This window comes from Pedobacter zeaxanthinifaciens, assembly GCF_003313335.1.
Taxonomy (GTDB): Bacteria; Bacteroidota; Bacteroidia; order Sphingobacteriales; family Sphingobacteriaceae; genus Pedobacter; species Pedobacter zeaxanthinifaciens.
On sequence record NZ_QMHP01000002.1, the window covers coordinates 294,430 to 309,966 of the forward strand.

15 protein-coding genes are annotated in these 15,537 nt (G+C 36.5%); 8 read left to right on the forward strand and 7 right to left on the reverse strand.

All coding sequences use genetic code 11. The annotated features are described in order from the left end of the window. Positions 1 to 636, reverse strand: coding sequence for a hypothetical protein (locus tag DUT68_RS03880; RefSeq protein ID WP_113635927.1), 636 nt, complete (start codon positions 634 to 636; stop codon positions 1 to 3). Between the two features lie 208 nt (positions 637 to 844). Here DUT68_RS03880 and DUT68_RS03885 point away from each other — a divergent pair, with 208 nt between their 5' ends. The 5 genes from DUT68_RS03885 (at position 845) to DUT68_RS03905 (ending at position 4,745) form a co-directional block, all read left to right on the forward strand. Then, complete coding sequence (locus DUT68_RS03885; RefSeq protein WP_113636306.1) at positions 845 to 1,495, forward strand: ABC transporter ATP-binding protein; 651 nt, start codon at positions 845 to 847, stop codon at positions 1,493 to 1,495. Between the two features lie 92 nt (positions 1,496 to 1,587). Continuing rightward, entirely contained in the window at positions 1,588 to 2,064 is a 477-nt protein-coding gene (locus DUT68_RS03890) for an ATP-grasp domain-containing protein (protein WP_113635928.1), read from the forward strand. A gap of 32 nt (positions 2,065 to 2,096) precedes the next feature. Further along, positions 2,097 to 2,702 carry a haloacid dehalogenase gene (locus DUT68_RS03895; RefSeq protein ID WP_113635930.1) on the forward strand — a complete coding sequence of 202 codons (606 nt, stop codon included), beginning with the start codon at positions 2,097 to 2,099 and terminating at the stop codon, positions 2,700 to 2,702. Between the two features lie 40 nt (positions 2,703 to 2,742). Further along, entirely contained in the window at positions 2,743 to 4,335 is a 1,593-nt protein-coding gene (locus DUT68_RS03900; protein WP_113635931.1) for a S41 family peptidase, read from the forward strand. A 143-nt stretch (positions 4,336 to 4,478) separates the two neighbouring features. Further along, entirely contained in the window at positions 4,479 to 4,745 is a 267-nt protein-coding gene (locus tag DUT68_RS03905; RefSeq protein WP_113635933.1) for a hypothetical protein, read from the forward strand. A gap of 32 nt (positions 4,746 to 4,777) precedes the next feature. On the opposite strand, the gene DUT68_RS03910 is transcribed toward DUT68_RS03905, so the two are convergent. Beyond that, a complete protein-coding gene (locus DUT68_RS03910; RefSeq protein WP_113635935.1) occupies positions 4,778 to 5,713 on the reverse strand; it encodes a M20/M25/M40 family metallo-hydrolase in 936 nt (311 codons plus the stop codon). A gap of 123 nt (positions 5,714 to 5,836) precedes the next feature. Here DUT68_RS03910 and DUT68_RS03915 point away from each other — a divergent pair, with 123 nt between their 5' ends. Then, entirely contained in the window at positions 5,837 to 6,820 is a 984-nt protein-coding gene (locus DUT68_RS03915; protein ID WP_113635937.1) for a potassium channel beta subunit family protein, read from the forward strand. A 63-nt stretch (positions 6,821 to 6,883) separates the two neighbouring features. Here DUT68_RS03915 and DUT68_RS03920 read toward each other — a convergent pair whose 3' ends face one another. Further along, positions 6,884 to 7,303 (reverse strand): lipocalin-like domain-containing protein, encoded by a 420-nt coding sequence (locus tag DUT68_RS03920; protein ID WP_113635939.1) that lies wholly within the window; start codon positions 7,301 to 7,303, stop codon positions 6,884 to 6,886. A gap of 400 nt (positions 7,304 to 7,703) precedes the next feature. On the opposite strand from DUT68_RS03920, the gene DUT68_RS03925 reads away from it, so the two are divergent. Next, complete coding sequence (locus DUT68_RS03925) at positions 7,704 to 10,577, forward strand: sensor histidine kinase (RefSeq protein ID WP_113635941.1); 2,874 nt, start codon at positions 7,704 to 7,706, stop codon at positions 10,575 to 10,577. Between the two features lie 7 nt (positions 10,578 to 10,584). Then, positions 10,585 to 11,331: a LytR/AlgR family response regulator transcription factor gene (locus DUT68_RS03930; protein WP_113635943.1), complete on the forward strand. Its 747-nt coding sequence runs from the start codon at positions 10,585 to 10,587 to the stop codon at positions 11,329 to 11,331. Between the two features lie 52 nt (positions 11,332 to 11,383). On the opposite strand, the gene DUT68_RS03935 is transcribed toward DUT68_RS03930, so the two are convergent. The 4 genes from DUT68_RS03935 to DUT68_RS03950 form a co-directional block, all read right to left on the reverse strand. Further along, the gene (locus DUT68_RS03935; protein ID WP_113635945.1) at positions 11,384 to 12,832 is read right to left on the reverse strand and encodes a glyceraldehyde-3-phosphate dehydrogenase; all 1,449 of its coding nucleotides are present in this window, start codon (positions 12,830 to 12,832) and stop codon (positions 11,384 to 11,386) included. 137 nt (positions 12,833 to 12,969) lie between these two features. Further along, positions 12,970 to 13,830, reverse strand: coding sequence for a sigma-70 family RNA polymerase sigma factor (locus tag DUT68_RS03940; RefSeq protein WP_055130013.1), 861 nt, complete (start codon positions 13,828 to 13,830; stop codon positions 12,970 to 12,972). A gap of 325 nt (positions 13,831 to 14,155) precedes the next feature. Next, on the reverse strand, positions 14,156 to 14,752 hold the full coding sequence (locus tag DUT68_RS03945) for a hypothetical protein (protein WP_113635947.1): 597 nt from the start codon (positions 14,750 to 14,752) through the stop codon (positions 14,156 to 14,158). Further along, positions 14,718 to 15,521 (reverse strand): metallophosphoesterase family protein, encoded by an 804-nt coding sequence (locus DUT68_RS03950; protein WP_113635949.1) that lies wholly within the window; start codon positions 15,519 to 15,521, stop codon positions 14,718 to 14,720. Before DUT68_RS03950 ends, DUT68_RS03945 begins: the two co-directional genes overlap by 35 nt. Between the last annotated feature and the right edge of the window lie 16 nt (positions 15,522 to 15,537).

Consider the following 15,537-nt stretch of genomic DNA (forward strand, 5'->3'; position numbering starts at 1 on the left):
TTAATTTCCTGCCCCTTTCTCATATTTAAAATACATGATGCAGCCATAAAAAATATGCAGCACGCCAAAGCCAATGGCCCAAAAGTATAGGCTCAAACCAACGTTAAACATGGCAATAAGTCCCAAAATAATTTCGCAGATACCTAAAAACCTAATATCAGAATAAGTGTATTTGCTAGCATTAATCAACGCCAGTCCGTAAAATATCAAGGTACTTGAAGGAATTAGGCTTAAGGCATTGTTATGGGTAAAAAGCAAAGCGATAACAAACACACCGCCGCTTATCAAAGGAATGGCTAAATTAATTAACAAGTTTTTAGCGGTACTATCCCAAATGGGCAGGTTCTTTTTTCTGCTTTGCCTGTAAGTAAAAAAGGCGCCGCCAACAAGCGCAGTAAAAAGTACTAAAACCCCAATTTTTAGCAATTCAAACTCAATACTCAAATCGGCATCAACACCGTAGCCATAACCACTTGCCGCGTAAGTTTTGAGTGCTTCATGAGCAAAGTAAGCGCCAACTAAAGCCGTTAATCCGGCAAAAATACCCGATAACCCACTCAAAGAAATGAATTTTGATGAGCGGTTCATGATATTTCTAATATCATTTAACGTATCTAACTGTTCTTGCTGGTTCATTTTTTAAAAGTGCTTTGTGATTCAAAGTTATTAATCAATTTTTGATTTGCAAATTTTTATGATAAATCTTTTGATATTTTTAAATGGATCGTTTTACGCCATGATGATAAACAGAAGTTTGGATTTTTACTCAACCCTTTGCTTTGTAAAGTTGTTGTTTAGCTACGCAAGCTTTTATCAATTAAACAATTTAACATACATTTGCTACATGTTACAAGCCAAAGGGATCAAAAAAGCATACGGAAATCTTCCCATTTTAAAAGGGGTTGATTTTGATGTTGCTGAAGGAGAAATTGTAAGTATCATCGGAGCTTCGGGTGCTGGTAAAAGTACGCTTTTACATATTTTAGGCACCTTGGATCGTCCTGATGCAGGTGCGGTAATACTGAAAAATACTGATGTAAGTAAGCTATCTGGACAAGCCTTAAGTGTTTTTAGGAACTTGAATATTGGCTTTGTATTTCAATTTCATCACCTTTTGCCCGAGTTCAATGCTTTGGAAAATATCTGTATTCCAGCTTTTATTGCTAAAAAAAGTAAAAAAGATGCAGAAAAAAGAGCCTACGAACTTTTGGATTTATTTGGTCTGAAGGAGCGGGCGCTTCACAAGCCAAGTGAACTTTCAGGTGGCGAACAGCAACGTATTTCTGTGGCCAGGGCCTTAATAAATCATCCGGCAATTGTTTTGGCAGATGAGCCTTCTGGAAACCTTGATTCTACTAATGCCAACGCACTACATCAGTTATTTATTAATCTGCGTGATAATTTCAAACAAACTTTTGTGATTGTGACACACAATACTGATTTAGCACAAATTAGCGATAGGGTGGTGACCATGAAAGATGGCCTAATTGTTTAATCTTCGAAACTGATGGATTTTTGGGTGAATGCGATAGTATTCTCCCGGTCGGTTAACCTAACATACAAATCATCAATCAATCTTATTATAAATTGAAAATATTAATAACAGGGGCAAAAACAGCAACGGCTTTAAAATTGAGTAAAGCATTTAACCAATTTGAAATTCTATTGGGAGATTATGGCGATTTACCCCAAATAACTACCAATTCTTATGCGCTGGTTGATTTGGGAACATGGAATGAAGAAGTGCTAGCACACAATTTATTGACCAAATGTTTAGATTATGGTGTAGATATGCTTCTTCCTTTGTACGAATCGGAAATTGCTGCGGTTGCTAAATCTCTAGTATTGTTTGATGAGTTTAATGTGGAAGTATTGCTTAACGAACATCATCATTTAACCCAGTCTACCTCTAAAGATTGGGCAATTTTTCGTAAAGGTCAATTGCTTTTTAGCTCGGTGCCTCAACTTAATGCCAGCCAATATCCTACATTAAATGGTGCATATTATCTCAACGACGAGAAAAAGGAGACCGCTATAATAGCTATCGCTAATCCAGTTAAATAAATAATACATTAAAAAAACATCATCAAATTCTCATGTCTTTCGATAAATATCTTAAAGCAAAAAAGGCTTTAATCATCACTTTAGATGATGCCATTTACCCAGAAAAAGATTATTTGTTGCAGGTGTATTACCTTTTTTCAGAGTTTATGGCTTATACCGAGCAGTTTGATGCAAAGTTAATGCTAGATTTTATGAAAGCGGAATTTGAGCTGCATGGAAATAAAGATATCTTTTTAAAAACTGCTGCAAAATTTGGCATAGCAAATAAATACGAACACAACTTTGACCTACTACACGAAACTGCCCGATTGCCACTAAAGCTTCTGATGTATCAAAATGTACTTTCGCTGTTGCAAGAAGTAGTTGTTGAACGTAATAAGATCATCTTACTTGCTGATGGTAACCCGGCCGTTGCCATTAATAAGATCAAACAATTAGAGTGGCATGGATTGGGCGAGTACCTAGAGGTTTATTTCACCGCAGAGTATCAGTTTTCGATAGACAAAACCTTGGCTGCTATTTTCGCTTCAAAAAATATTGAACCACAGGAAGTAACGTTAATATTGTCAGAAAACCAATTTGATCAAAAACTCGTAAATTTAGATATAGATTGTTTTTCTGTAACAGAAATATTGTGAAAAATATTTCGTTAATTAGTACGCTTATTAATTATTGAAAATGAAGATGAAGTACGCCTTGATGCTCTTTACTGCATCAACCATAGCACTCGGTGCTTGTAAAAAAAGTAGCACTCAGCCTACGCCAACACCTACACCAGTAACTCCGGTTACGCCAACCAATGCCACTAGGCAACAACTTACATTAGACTCTATTTTTCTTTACGCAAAAGAAATTTACTATTGGAATGATAAGTTGCCAACCTATGAAGTATTTAATCCAAGACAATACACTACAGGAAGTTCAGATGTAGCAAACTATAATGCTGCATTGCTCAATGTGGCCAAGTACTCCAATCCTTACGAGTGGACTACCGGCGCAACTTCACCAAAGTTTTCTTACATTTTTGATAAAACCAACAAAAATCCAACGGCTGTAATTAATCCAGTATCGTCGGTTGATTTGGAAGGTAACGGCAACGATTTAGGTATTAGGTTTGGTTTGTATGGCAGTACAAACGATTACGTAATTTATGTAACAGCTGTTTATCAAAATTCGCCTGCTGAAAAGTTAGGTTTTGTTAGGGGAGATGTAGTGAAAAAAATTAACGGAGTAAGCTATGGTACAAACTATAATGCAGAAGTAACTCCTTTAAACAACGCGTTAAATGGAACTAGCATCGTTTTAGAAGGATTTAAGAGTGATGGCGTTACGCCTTATAACTTAACGGTAACTAAAGCGGTATTCAAAAGTAATCCAATTTATAAAACTAGGGTAATTACTGCAGGTGCCAAAAAAATCGGCTATTTAGCTTATGCCCGTTTTTCAAATGCGGATAATTCAAATGCTGCTTTGGAAAGTGCTTTCGCAAGTTTCGCTACTAGCGGCGTTACTGATTTGGTAATTGATTTAAGATACAATGGTGGTGGTTATGTAAGCACTGCTGAAAATTTAATCAATTTAATTGCTCCTTCTACCGTTAGTGGTGTAATGTTCAGCGAGTATTTCAACGCAACAATGCAAGCGGGAAATGCTAGGATATTAGCTAACCAACCCCTGTTAGATGGTGCTGGTAAAATTAGATATGGTAGCAACGGAGCCATGTTGACTTATGCCAACGTTAATTACTCGGTTGCTGGTAATACCACTAGTTTTGCAAAGAAAGGTACTTTAGGTAGTGTTCAAAACATTGTGTTTATCGTTTCAGGAAGTACAGCTTCTGCGAGTGAATTGGTGATCAATAGTCTTAAGCCTCACATGAACGTGAAATTAGTTGGTCGCACAAGTTATGGTAAGCCAATTGGCTTTTTCCCTGTAACTTTAGAGAATAAATATGATGTTTACTTCTCGTTGTTCGAAACTAAAAACTCTGCTGGCCAGGGTGGTTATTATTCAGGTATGGTTCCTGACTTTGATTTGCCTGAAGTTCCTTCTGGTACGGTGATGTATGATTTCGGTAATGTTAACGATAATTACTTAAAGCAAGCCATTGCAGTGCTAGCTCCTGGTGCTACCGTAACTAACGAAAGATCAGTGCAATCAACCAAAGTAAGTGCGGTTAATTCAGTGTCTTCATCAAACATGATTAATGCTGAATTTGCTGATAAAGAATTTAAAGGAATGGTTGAAAATCGTTTTAAATTGAAAAATTAAAATGAGATTAAAATAAGATTAAGGCCGCATTAGCGGCCTTTTTTGATATTAAATTTTTACAAAATACTGTATAAAAACTGGCTTTCAATTTTGTTAATCTTTTAAAAAATCGTTAAGCTTGTTTAAACAAAAATATAATACTTATGATTGGGGACTTAATTGAAAAAGAGGAGATAAATACATACGAGTTTTTGCCAGCGGACTTACAACCTTCTGAGGATATCTTAAATAAATTATCGTATGCACAACGTTTAGGTAATGAGTTTAAATCTAAAGCTTACATTGCCTTTAACACTAAGGATGGTATTAAAAAAGTAAGTACCACGGTTTGGTCGGTAACTGAAAAATACCTGCAGTTAAAGAATAATGTTCACGTGCCTATCAGGTCAATAGTTGATATAGACTTCTAACAAAAAAATCCCAGTTTTCACTGGGATTTTTTTTATTGTTTCTTCATTTGAAGATTTTCTTTAAAAATACTTTGAATGTCTCGCTGCTTATCAATATTGATAATGACTTCTTGTATAGCGCCAACTGCATTCGTATAAAAAGTCTGGTTAATGTTTTTAAACTCGTCAGTTGCTTTGTGGTAATCTTTATGATCTTCTACACCAAAATACAGAAATGGAATGTTCTTAGCGTTAAAGGCACCTTGATCACTTTGATTGGTCCAGTCATCATGGCCTAGCTTAGGATCATCATGGCCCAAAAGTAATTTGATATTTGGATTAGTAGTGGTAATGTATTGTTTTAACTGCGGATATTTGAATGTTCCAACTACATAAAGCTCACCTTTGTCGTTGTGGCTAATCATATCCATGTTGATATTCAGCTTGATTTTATCCAAGGCAACGGGCGGGTTTGCAACAAATGCTTTAGCGCCCTGTAATCCCATCTCCTCCGCATCAAATAAGGCAAAAATAATCGTGTTGTTAGGCTGATGATCCTTGAAATACTTTGCATAGCTTAATAAAGCACCAACACCCGAAGCATTATCATCAGCTCCATTGTACACTTCATCTTTGATAATGCCAACATGATCATAGTGCGCTGAAACAACAATGACATCGTCAGACTTCCCTTTTACGTAGGCAATTAAGTTTACTCCCTTAGTAACACTGTTTCTTCCCTTAATTTCAAAATTTTGCTCATACGCACCTAATGAGGGATGAGCCGCTACACCAATTTCTTTCAATCGTTTTACTAAGTAAGCCCTTGATAATTCACTGCCTTTTGTGCCTGATTTTCGACCTTCGTACTCATCTGAAGATAAAATTTCAACATCTTTTAGTAGCTGTGTATTGGCTGTTTTTGCCTCTTTTACCGATCCACACCCTAATTGTATGGCTAAAGGTAAAATCAATAATAATCGTTTCATATTCTTTATTTATGCTTTAAAGTTAGAAATATCTACGAAAAAAGTTTTGTTTTTGTAAAATCTTACTGAGCGATTTTGCCTTTGCAAATAACTGACTAAATTGCCTGTTCAAAATTTCTTAAAATGGAATATAGAAGACTAGGAAAATCGGGCTTGCAAGTAAGCAGCCTTTCATTTGGTAGTTGGTTAACTTTTGGTAACCAAATTAGTGATAAAGTTGCAGACGAGCTGATGGGCGTTGCTTATGATGCTGGGGTTAACTTCTTTGACAATGCCGAAGGATATGCCGAAGGAAAATCAGAAATAGTGATGGGCAACATCATCAAAAATCAAAAATGGGAACGAGATACTTTTGTGGTTTCAAGTAAAGTTTTTTTCGGGGCAGAAAGAAAAGGTCCTAACCAAATTGGTTTATCGCGTAAGCACATTATTGAAGCTTGTAATGCTGCGCTGAAGCGTTTACAGGTTGACTATTTAGATTTATATTTTTGCCATCGCCCTGATAAAAACACACCTATTGAGGAAACTGTTTTTGCAATGAACACCCTACTACAGCAGGGTAAAATTTTATACTGGGGTACTTCGGAATGGAGCGCCGCTGAAATTATGGAAGCTATTGCCATTGCGAAACAGCATCACTTAATTGGCCCTACCATGGAGCAGCCTCAATACAACTTATTTGAGCGTGATAAGCTCGAAAATGAGTTTTTACACTTGTTCAATAACCACGGTTTGGGTACAACCATTTGGTCACCTTTAGCTTCAGGTATTTTATCTGGTAAATACACCAACAGTGGGGTAGAAGGTACCCGTTTAGGTATGAAAGGTTTGGAATGGCTTAAAGATCGTACGTTGGCTGCAGATAGGATGGAGAAAGCTAACGCATTGCAGCAGTTGGCTAACGAACTGAACGTTTCACTAGCTAAGCTATCAATTGCTTGGTGTTTGAAAAATCCAAATGTAAGTACGGTTATCCTAGGTGCATCAAAAGTTCCTCAATTGCAAGAAAACCTTGAAGTGTTAGAGGTGTTGCCAATTTTAACATCGGAGGTGATGGACAAAATTGAAGCAATTGTGAAAACCAAACCAGTATTGCCACAGTTTTAGTATAAAAATTAGAGGAAGTCGATAAATCGAACTTCCTCTTTTTCAACCCCCACACAATTAATTTTATTTTGCTGTACAGTTTAAAGCAGTCTTCGCCATTGATAAATCTGCGCTAGATTTTGATCCTGCTAAGTTCAATTTAAGCTCACTGTTACTGATTGAAGTGATCGTGAAAGTGTTGGTGTAGTTGCCGGTAGTAACACTTAATGTTTTTCCATCTTCACTAATGCTGTAAGTTCCATTTCCAAAGTCCCAAGTTTCACTTACAGTACCATCACTTTTAAACTCCCAATAGTCTGCAGCCGTAAAACAGGTATAAGCGCTGCTAGATCCAGAATTTTTGTAAGATTGGTAATACCATTTGCCACTTACCAGCAACTCCAGGTTCTTCTCTTTTTCCGTTTTTTCATCATCTTTTTTGCACGATGTGAACGTTGCTGCAGTGCCGATCATTAACATCAGCATAAATAGTACTTTTTTCATTTGATTTTTGTAATTATTGATTATTGATTATTGATTATTGATTATTGATTATTGATTATTGATTTTCTCCTAACTGCGCTTAGCAATTGTTACACTAAAAATCCCAAAGCCACTTGTCATTATCTTTTGAAACTGAGCGACTGGTTGACGACGAACTTCAGGAAGCCTAACACGAACTTTAAATAATGCATAGATTTAGTTGTTTGGTTGTCAGCAAAGTTGATTTTAATATTCAGAGATAATCTGTGTAAGTTTACTAAAGCCTAGTATTGGTTAACGAAAGATGATTGTGCTAAAAACCCATCTATTTAATACTTTATAAGCGTTTGTTAATGCTTATGTAGGTTTTGTAAACTATATTCGTTATTTGTGTAGGTGTGTTGCTTACATTTGAATCATAATGATAACACGGTTAAAAGCCCTCTTATTTTTTTGCTTCGCTTTTGTTTATGGCTTATATGGCCAGGACCCTTATCATTATATTATTGATAAAACAAGCGGCCTGCCCTCTAACAGCGTTTACGATATTTTTCAGGACAAGACGGGTTACATTTGGTTTGCTACCGATGAAGGACTGTGCAGATACGATGGTACAAAATACACGTCCTTTTCTGGTGATACGCAGACATCCAAAGCTGGCTCTTGCATTGCTCAAGATCGGTTTGGTAGAATTTGGTACAGTAATTTTGATGGCTATCTGTATTATATTGAAGCGGGTAAACTCAACGCACTGTATAACAAAAAGCCACGAGGTTATTTTAAATACGGCATTGATGATAATTATCTGTATATCGTGGCCGAAAACGGAGTTGCTGTTTACAACATCAAAACACTTCAGTTTGTAAAATGTATTGCAATAAATGATAGCTCCATATCATCAGCTAGTTTAATTGATAATAGGTTTTACGTTGTAGGCGATTTTTTGTATGAAATTTCAGATGGACAATTAATTAGAAAGTTACCTTTTGTAAGTAGAGTTAAGGGCAATAGTGTGTTTCCTGTAATCATACAAAAAAATGTCGAGGGACTAATTTTCATATCAAAGAATACTAATACACATCAGGTCTTGAAATCAGATGGCGAATTTGTCAGGTTTCAGCGTCCAAGCGAAATTAACTTTGTTCAAAATACCGCCCTAACTGCCGATGGTTTATGGCTTTGTAATCCGAAAGGAGCTTATTTAGTAGATAAGCTGGGACGTTACAAAAGCTATTTCAGCCATTATAATATCTCTAGCGTATTCAAGGATAGTAGCAACAATTACTGGTTTGCTACGGTAAATAAAGGAGTGCTCCTGGTCCCTGATTTCACAAATAGGCTTGTAGAAATGAAATCTCGTCCGGTAAAAGTTCGTTTGGATAAGGATTTACTGTATATCTCCACAGAGGATGATGCAATCTATCAAATGGATTTGAAAGGCAATTCGGCAAAGTTGATTTATCGTGGAGATAGCAACCATGCAATCAATCAGTTATTTATTGATCCGCAAACTGGTAACATCATTTTTTCTTCAAATACTTTCAATGTGCTTTCTAAGCAAAGAAAAAATTTAATTAATGCACGTATTGCCATTAAGGAGGTTGATAAAGTAGATGACAAGTACTTCAGTTTTGCCGCAAGTGGTTCGTTTGGATTATTCAAAGTAGGTAACAAATCATTTCAAAGCAATTGGGATTCGCTATATAATGCCCAGGAAAACAATATTCATAACTTTTCCCAAGCGGCGTTAATGTCTAACGTAAACGCTAAATCTACATCCTACAATGCAGCACACAAAGTAATTTATTACGCTACTAACCTAGGTTTGTATTATGTAAGTTTAAATGCTACCGGAGAAATCAGCTATAAAAGCGAAGTACTCTACATTAAAAACTTGATCAGTTATCGTGACATTACATTTGCGCTTTCTACTAACGGTAAATTATATCAAATATCAGGTGATCAAAGGATCGTTCCGGTTACGCTTTCAGATAAGTATGTGATCAAAGGCGCCCACCGTATCAGTAAATCTAATTCCTTGATGATTATTTATGCTAACTCAGGACTTTACTGTTACGATATGGAAAGCAAATTATTAAGTAGGTTATCTAATTCCTATCAAGATTTTGATGTTACAGACGTAGTTGAAACGGGTGGTCACTTAGTAATGGCAACATCGAAAGGCATGCTTATCGAAAACAAAAAAGGCCCTAAAAGCACTTATCTAAGTAAGTTTTTAATTGAAGATGTAATTGTCAACAATCAAGCGGTAGCTAAAACTCAGCTAAACCAATTGTCGTACCAGCAGCGCAACATAGAAATCGATTATGCGCTTTTAGCCTTTACACCCAAAGAAAAATCAGATATTTTTTACAAATTAAATGATGATAAATGGTTGCCGCTTGCTTCACAAAGTGGAAGTTTAAAGTTAAGTTCGCTTTCACCAGGCACTTATAAGGTATTATTTAAAGTGGATGGTTTAGAAGTTGAAAAGGTAAGTTTCAACATCAATAAACCCTTGTGGCTTTCCTTTTGGTTTGTTTCATCGCTTTGCGTGCTATTGGTTATTGCTGGGTACTTAACCTATAAATTTAAGATAGAACAAAACGACAAGCGCAATCAGCTGAAATTAGACAGAATTAGTCTCGAGAACAATTTGAACCAATCTAAGCTAAAAGCCATCAAGTCTCAGATGAATCCTCATTTTTTTTATAATGCTTTAAACACCATCCAGTCCTTTGTTTTGGCAAACGAGAAAAAACAGGCGGTTAACTATTTGTCTAAATTCGCCAACCTCACCCGCACTATTTTGGAAATGTCGGAAAAGGAAGAGGTTTCATTGGCAGAGGAAATTAGAACCATTGGATTTTATCTGGATATTGAAAAAGCTAGGTTTGACAATGATTTTGACTATCAAATTGTTGAATTGGGTCTTGGAAATAAGGAAGAACTTAAAATCCCATCGATGTTATTGCAGCCGTACTTAGAGAATGCGGTAAAACATGGCCTACTGCATAAAGCTGGGCCTAAAATGCTAAAAATTACTTTCGAAAATATGAATAATGAGCTTTTGGTAAGTATAGACGATAACGGTATCGGTAGGAAAAAAAGCATCGAACTAAACAAAATTAAACAGGGTACACATAAGTCTTTTGCTACTGAGGCTATCCAAAGCAGAATTGACCTGATTAACGAAAATAAAAAGCATCAAATTACCGTAGAATATGTGGATAAAATCGCTGCAAATGCGCAATCATTAGGCACAACGGTAATCATTAAATTTCCTCTAAGCTAGTTGATATATGGACGCAATAATAATAGATGATGAGAAAAGAGCAAGGATTAACTTGTCGCTGATACTGAAAGAGTATTGTCCGGAAGTAAATGTGGTTGCGGAATGTGAAAATTTATCTCAAGGGGTTAAAGCCATCCGCAAGTTAAAACCACTAATTGTTTTGCTTGATATAGAAATGCCGGGGCACAGCGGTTTAGAACTATTGGATTTTTTTGACGAGCATGAAATAAATTTCAGCATCATATTTACCACCGCCTATAATGAATATGCGGTTAAGGCATTTAAATTTTCAGCTGTTGATTATCTTTTAAAACCCATTATTCCTGACGAGTTGGCAAACGCCGTACAACGCATTAAAAAGCAGCAACTAAAGCTGCAGGATTATGTACTGTTAAAGGAAAACTTACATCAGGCCAGCTCAGGTAAAATTGCCATTCCATCGGGCACTTCGCTTATCTTTTTAGAGGCAACAAAAATCTTGTTTATAAAAGGCGAAGGAGCGTATTCGGAAATTACCATGTTGGATGGGAGCAAACATATGGTAAGTAGAAACCTAAAAAACTTCGAAGACGTACTTGCTGGTAATCAATCTTTTTTCAGGCCGCATAAATCATATATTGTCAATATCGATCACGTGGTTTCGTACAATAAAAGCGATGGGGGAAGTTTGTTTTTTAGCAATCATCAATCTGTTCCGATTTCGTCAGAAAAAGCTCAAATTATCCTGGAAAAGATAAAGCTAGTGAGAAGATAAATGAGACTTATGAAAGCATATTTAATCTATCATAAGTCTCATTAGAAGCTTTTTAGTAATAAGTTAGCCTTACTACGTTTGCTATTTTTTTGGCCAAGCGAATTACTTGGCGGGTGTAGCCATATTCGTTATCATACCAAGCGTAAAGTACTACAGATTTTCCATCCTTAGATAGGATGGTGGCTGGTCCGTCTACAATTGAGGCGTGGCTGTTACCAATTAAATCGGTGCTTACCAACTCATTTGATACAGAATATTCCAACTGCTCCGATAAATCGCCAAAAAGCGACGCATTTTTCAACACGCTTTCCATTTCCTCTTTGCTAGTTTGTACGTTTAATGAAAGATTTAAAATGGCTAAAGAAACGTTTGGTGTAGGAACACGTACCGCATTACCGGTTAACTTGCCCGCCAATTCAGGTAAAACCTTCGCCACAGCTTTGTCTGCGCCTGTTTCTGTAATTACCAAATTCAATGCCGCTGCTCTGCCTCTTCTGTATTTCTTGTGGTAATTATCTAGTAAGTTTTGGTCGTTGGTGTAAGAATGGACCGTTTCGATATGGCCTTTTTCTATGCCAAAATGCTGTTCTACTACTTTCAACACCGGGATAATTGCGTTTGTGGTACATGAAGCGTTCGAGAAAATATTTTCCTCTTTGAAGTCAAAATCACCGTCATTAATCCCTGTAACGATATTTGGAATGTCGCCTTTTGCTGGTGCCGTTAGCAATACTTTGCTCACACCTTTTGCTTGTAAGTGTTTAGATAAGCCATCTCTATCTCTGTACACACCGGTATTGTCTATAACCAAAGCATCATCAATTCCATACGCGGTGTAATCAGCTTCCTCCGGATTTTTAACAGCAATTAAGTAAATGGTTTGTCCATTAACAATAAGTGCGTTATTCTCGTGGTCTTCTACAATAGTGCCGTTAAAAGGGCCATGGATAGAATCGGTTCTTAACAATTCTGCTCTTTTGCTAAGCTCTTCTGGGCTGTAGCTACGTGTAACTATGGCACGCAAACGCAATTGTTCTCCCTTTCCCGCTTGTACAATTAGCTCCCTAGAGGCTATACGTCCAATACGTCCAAAGCCATACAAAATTACATCTTTTGGTTTTAGACTGATTTTATCTTTACCGATGTGGCTGCCCAGTTTACTGATGATAAAATCATGCATAGATGATTGCGTATTGCTTTCATCAAGCCATTCTGAGGCTAATCTTCCAATATCAATACGAGAAGGTGCAAGGCTTGATTTTGCAATGGTATTGGCAAGTTCTAAGGTTTCATAAATGGAGATATCTTTTCCGCTGATTTCTTTAGCATATTGATGGTAAGCAAGTATTTCGCTACTGCCTACATCAAATAAGGGTTTACGGAAAAGCACCAGTTCAATTGACCTATCAAACCATAAGTGGCCTACGCACTTGATTAGTTCAAGGGCTTTTTTTTCTTTTTCAATCCAGTTTTGAAACTCTGATTGATATTTATTAGACATACAAGAAAATTATTTTGGTTAGAAATGCTGCAAAAGTAAAAAAGATTGAGCGTGTACCCAATCTTTTTTAATATTATTTTCTTGTAAATTATTGTTTTACAATGTGTTGAACTTACACTAAGTAAGCGTTAACCTACTTAGCCTAAGTACGATTTCAAGATTTTGCTTCTTGATGTATGACGCAGGCGCTGTAAAGCTTTGTCCTTAATTTGACGTACACGTTCACGTGTTAAATTGAATTTTTCGCCAATTTCCTCTAATGAAAGTGGATGGTTAGTGCTTAAACCAAAAAACAACACGATGATTTCACGTTCTCTCTCGGTTAAAGTAGATAAAGAACGCTTAATTTCCTCTGAAAGCGACTCATTAATTAAGTTGCTATCTGTATTAGGCTCGTGGTTTTCTAACACATCTAACAAGGTATTTTCTTCACCTTGTACAAATGGCGCATCCATTGAAACATGGCGACCAGAGTTGCTTAAAGTATCAGAGATTTTATCAACTGTAGTTTCTAAGATGTCAGCTAACTCTTCAGGTGATGGCTCACGCTCATACTCTTGCTCTAGTTTAGAGAAAGCTTTACTGATTTTACTTAATGAACCTACTTGGTTTAATGGTAAACGTACAATACGGCTTTGCTCGGCAATAGCTTGCAAAATCGACTGACGAATCCACCATACGGCGTATGAAATGAATTTGAAACCTTTAGTCTCATCGAAACGTTTAGCAGCTTTAATTAAACCTAAGTTTCCTTCGTTAATTAAATCGCCTAGAGTTAAACCTTGATTTTGATATTGTTTTGCTACGGAAACAACGAAACGTAAATTCGTTTTCGTTAATCTTTCTAGAGCGGCTTGATCTCCCTCACGAATCTTACGAGCTAAAATTACTTCTTCTTCAGCTGTAATTAAATCTACTTTACCAATCTCATGCAAGTACTTATCTAACGACTGACTTTCACGGTTGGTAATGGATTGGGTTATTTTGAGTTGTCTCATTTATATGTATTGGTCCTCGTTGTGTTATTTCGATTCTGCAAAAGTAAGGTTTTTTTAGGCAGAATAGAAAGTTAAATTACTGAAAATGTTACGTTTTGTCACGTATTTTTGAACTATTTCTTCATAGCAAAAATCATTCCAAGTTGAATCTGTCAGGTGCTGTTCTAACCTTATTTTAATGTATTTATTTTATTGATTTTCAGTTATTTATATCTTATTTTTGACTCTTAATTTTAATGTTATTTCAAAATCAAGAAGAGATACTGGATCATATTGTCATGCTTTTTTTGTGGAAAGTGTAGCAATCTGTTGTCAGTTTGTTTTGTCACAGTTTTAATCTCACGCCGTAGCCCATAAAAAATATCCTAGTAATGGGGGTGGTAGTTCTATTTTCGAACCAGCTTACGGCGTATAAGTCGTTGGTGTTTGTTTCTGCATACAAACTAACGGCTTTTATTGCAGCCTTTGGATTACCCAAAACTTTAACCTCAGTGCTAAATCCTAAATGTGCTTTAAGTGCTGTAGACCACCAGTAGTAGCCATCTGGATATTGATTCGGATCAAACTCCTTATCGAAATTTCTACCTAAAGTATAAGAAACAAAAATAGTTGGATTGATTGGCTGCCACCTTAGGTTTTCATTGATTTTGATTTCAAACGGCCTGTAGGCGAACTTTGGGGTTAGGATGTTAATTGGCCCACCTTTGCTTTTTGGTACAAATCCGTAATGAAGACTTACTGTAGTTTTTTCATTCAAAAAGTAATAGCCAACGCCACCACTGAAATAGCCAATGCTACCACCATATTGTAAGTTAATATAGTCGGGGATGAGCTGTTTTACGAAAGTGTTTTTTTGTGCAAATGTGAAAAATGGGATGATTAAGAGGCTAAAAAGTAGTAGGGTAGGTTTCAATTTTTCCATTGTAAATGTCAAGAACGGTGTAAGCTTTATTAACGATAGCATTGGTAATAATAAAAGGAATGTTGCTTCCATTCGGACGGTAGGTCCTGTCAGGAGAATGCTGATGTGCATGGACGGAAGCCAAAAATCCCGGTGTATTGATGGCCAGCTGTTCGTAAACCGGCCTCAATTTTGGGTCAAAGTCTGCATCATCAGGCGGAATGTGCGAAAAAGCAACGATGTTTTTCACGTCAGCTTCGAGTTTCAGGTTAGCGCTCAGCCAATTCATATCTGGCACTAAACCATTAAAATTATACTCTCTGCTGTTGGAGTCGAAGCAAACGAATTTTACATCGCCGTATTTAAAAGTAAAATTAAAATCGCCAAACATTCTTCTAAAAACAGAAGGTCCATTGGCTACCAAGTCGTGATTTCCCACAATTGAAATGAATGGGACTTTCAGCTTTGAGTAGATATTATAGACGCCCTCAAACTCTAATAATTGACCGAAGTCTGAGATGTCACCATTTAAAATAACGAAGTCAATATCGTTTCTAGCATTGATTTGGTCTACAAAAAGCGCTGCCTCTCGGTACTTTCTTTGTGTGTCACCCGAAACTGCAATTCGAATTCTTTCCCCTGCGTTTTTAGGTTTTAATTTCTCAATTTGAGTTTTGTTAACGTTTTGTGGAGTTTCGTCTCTAAATTTTTGATTCGGGCTAAATTCAACACCATTGCAACTAATTAAGGTAATGAAGCAAATGGATAGGTAAGCTGTAATTTTTTTCATCCACAGCTTAACGTTC

Excerpts from the sequence above, each read along its gene's own strand:
- DUT68_RS03930 (WP_113635943.1), top strand. The coding sequence starts at position 10,585 with ATGGACGCAATAATAATAGATGATGAGAAAAGAGCAAGGATTAACTTG.
- DUT68_RS03945 (WP_113635947.1), bottom strand. The coding sequence starts at position 14,752 with ATGGAAAAATTGAAACCTACCCTACTACTTTTTAGCCTCTTAATCATC.
- DUT68_RS03950 (WP_113635949.1), bottom strand. The coding sequence starts at position 15,521 with ATGAAAAAAATTACAGCTTACCTATCCATTTGCTTCATTACCTTAATT.
- DUT68_RS03885 (WP_113636306.1), top strand. The coding sequence starts at position 845 with ATGTTACAAGCCAAAGGGATCAAAAAAGCATACGGAAATCTTCCCATT.
- DUT68_RS03900 (WP_113635931.1), top strand. The coding sequence starts at position 2,743 with ATGAAGATGAAGTACGCCTTGATGCTCTTTACTGCATCAACCATAGCA.
- DUT68_RS03910 (WP_113635935.1), bottom strand. The coding sequence starts at position 5,713 with ATGAAACGATTATTATTGATTTTACCTTTAGCCATACAATTAGGGTGT.
- DUT68_RS03935 (WP_113635945.1), bottom strand. The coding sequence starts at position 12,832 with ATGTCTAATAAATATCAATCAGAGTTTCAAAACTGGATTGAAAAAGAA.
- DUT68_RS03920 (WP_113635939.1), bottom strand. The coding sequence starts at position 7,303 with ATGAAAAAAGTACTATTTATGCTGATGTTAATGATCGGCACTGCAGCA.
- DUT68_RS03915 (WP_113635937.1), top strand. The coding sequence starts at position 5,837 with ATGGAATATAGAAGACTAGGAAAATCGGGCTTGCAAGTAAGCAGCCTT.
- DUT68_RS03925 (WP_113635941.1), top strand. The coding sequence starts at position 7,704 with ATGATAACACGGTTAAAAGCCCTCTTATTTTTTTGCTTCGCTTTTGTT.
- DUT68_RS03880 (WP_113635927.1), bottom strand. The coding sequence starts at position 636 with ATGAACCAGCAAGAACAGTTAGATACGTTAAATGATATTAGAAATATC.
- DUT68_RS03940 (WP_055130013.1), bottom strand. The coding sequence starts at position 13,830 with ATGAGACAACTCAAAATAACCCAATCCATTACCAACCGTGAAAGTCAG.
- DUT68_RS03905 (WP_113635933.1), top strand. The coding sequence starts at position 4,479 with ATGATTGGGGACTTAATTGAAAAAGAGGAGATAAATACATACGAGTTT.
- DUT68_RS03895 (WP_113635930.1), top strand. The coding sequence starts at position 2,097 with ATGTCTTTCGATAAATATCTTAAAGCAAAAAAGGCTTTAATCATCACT.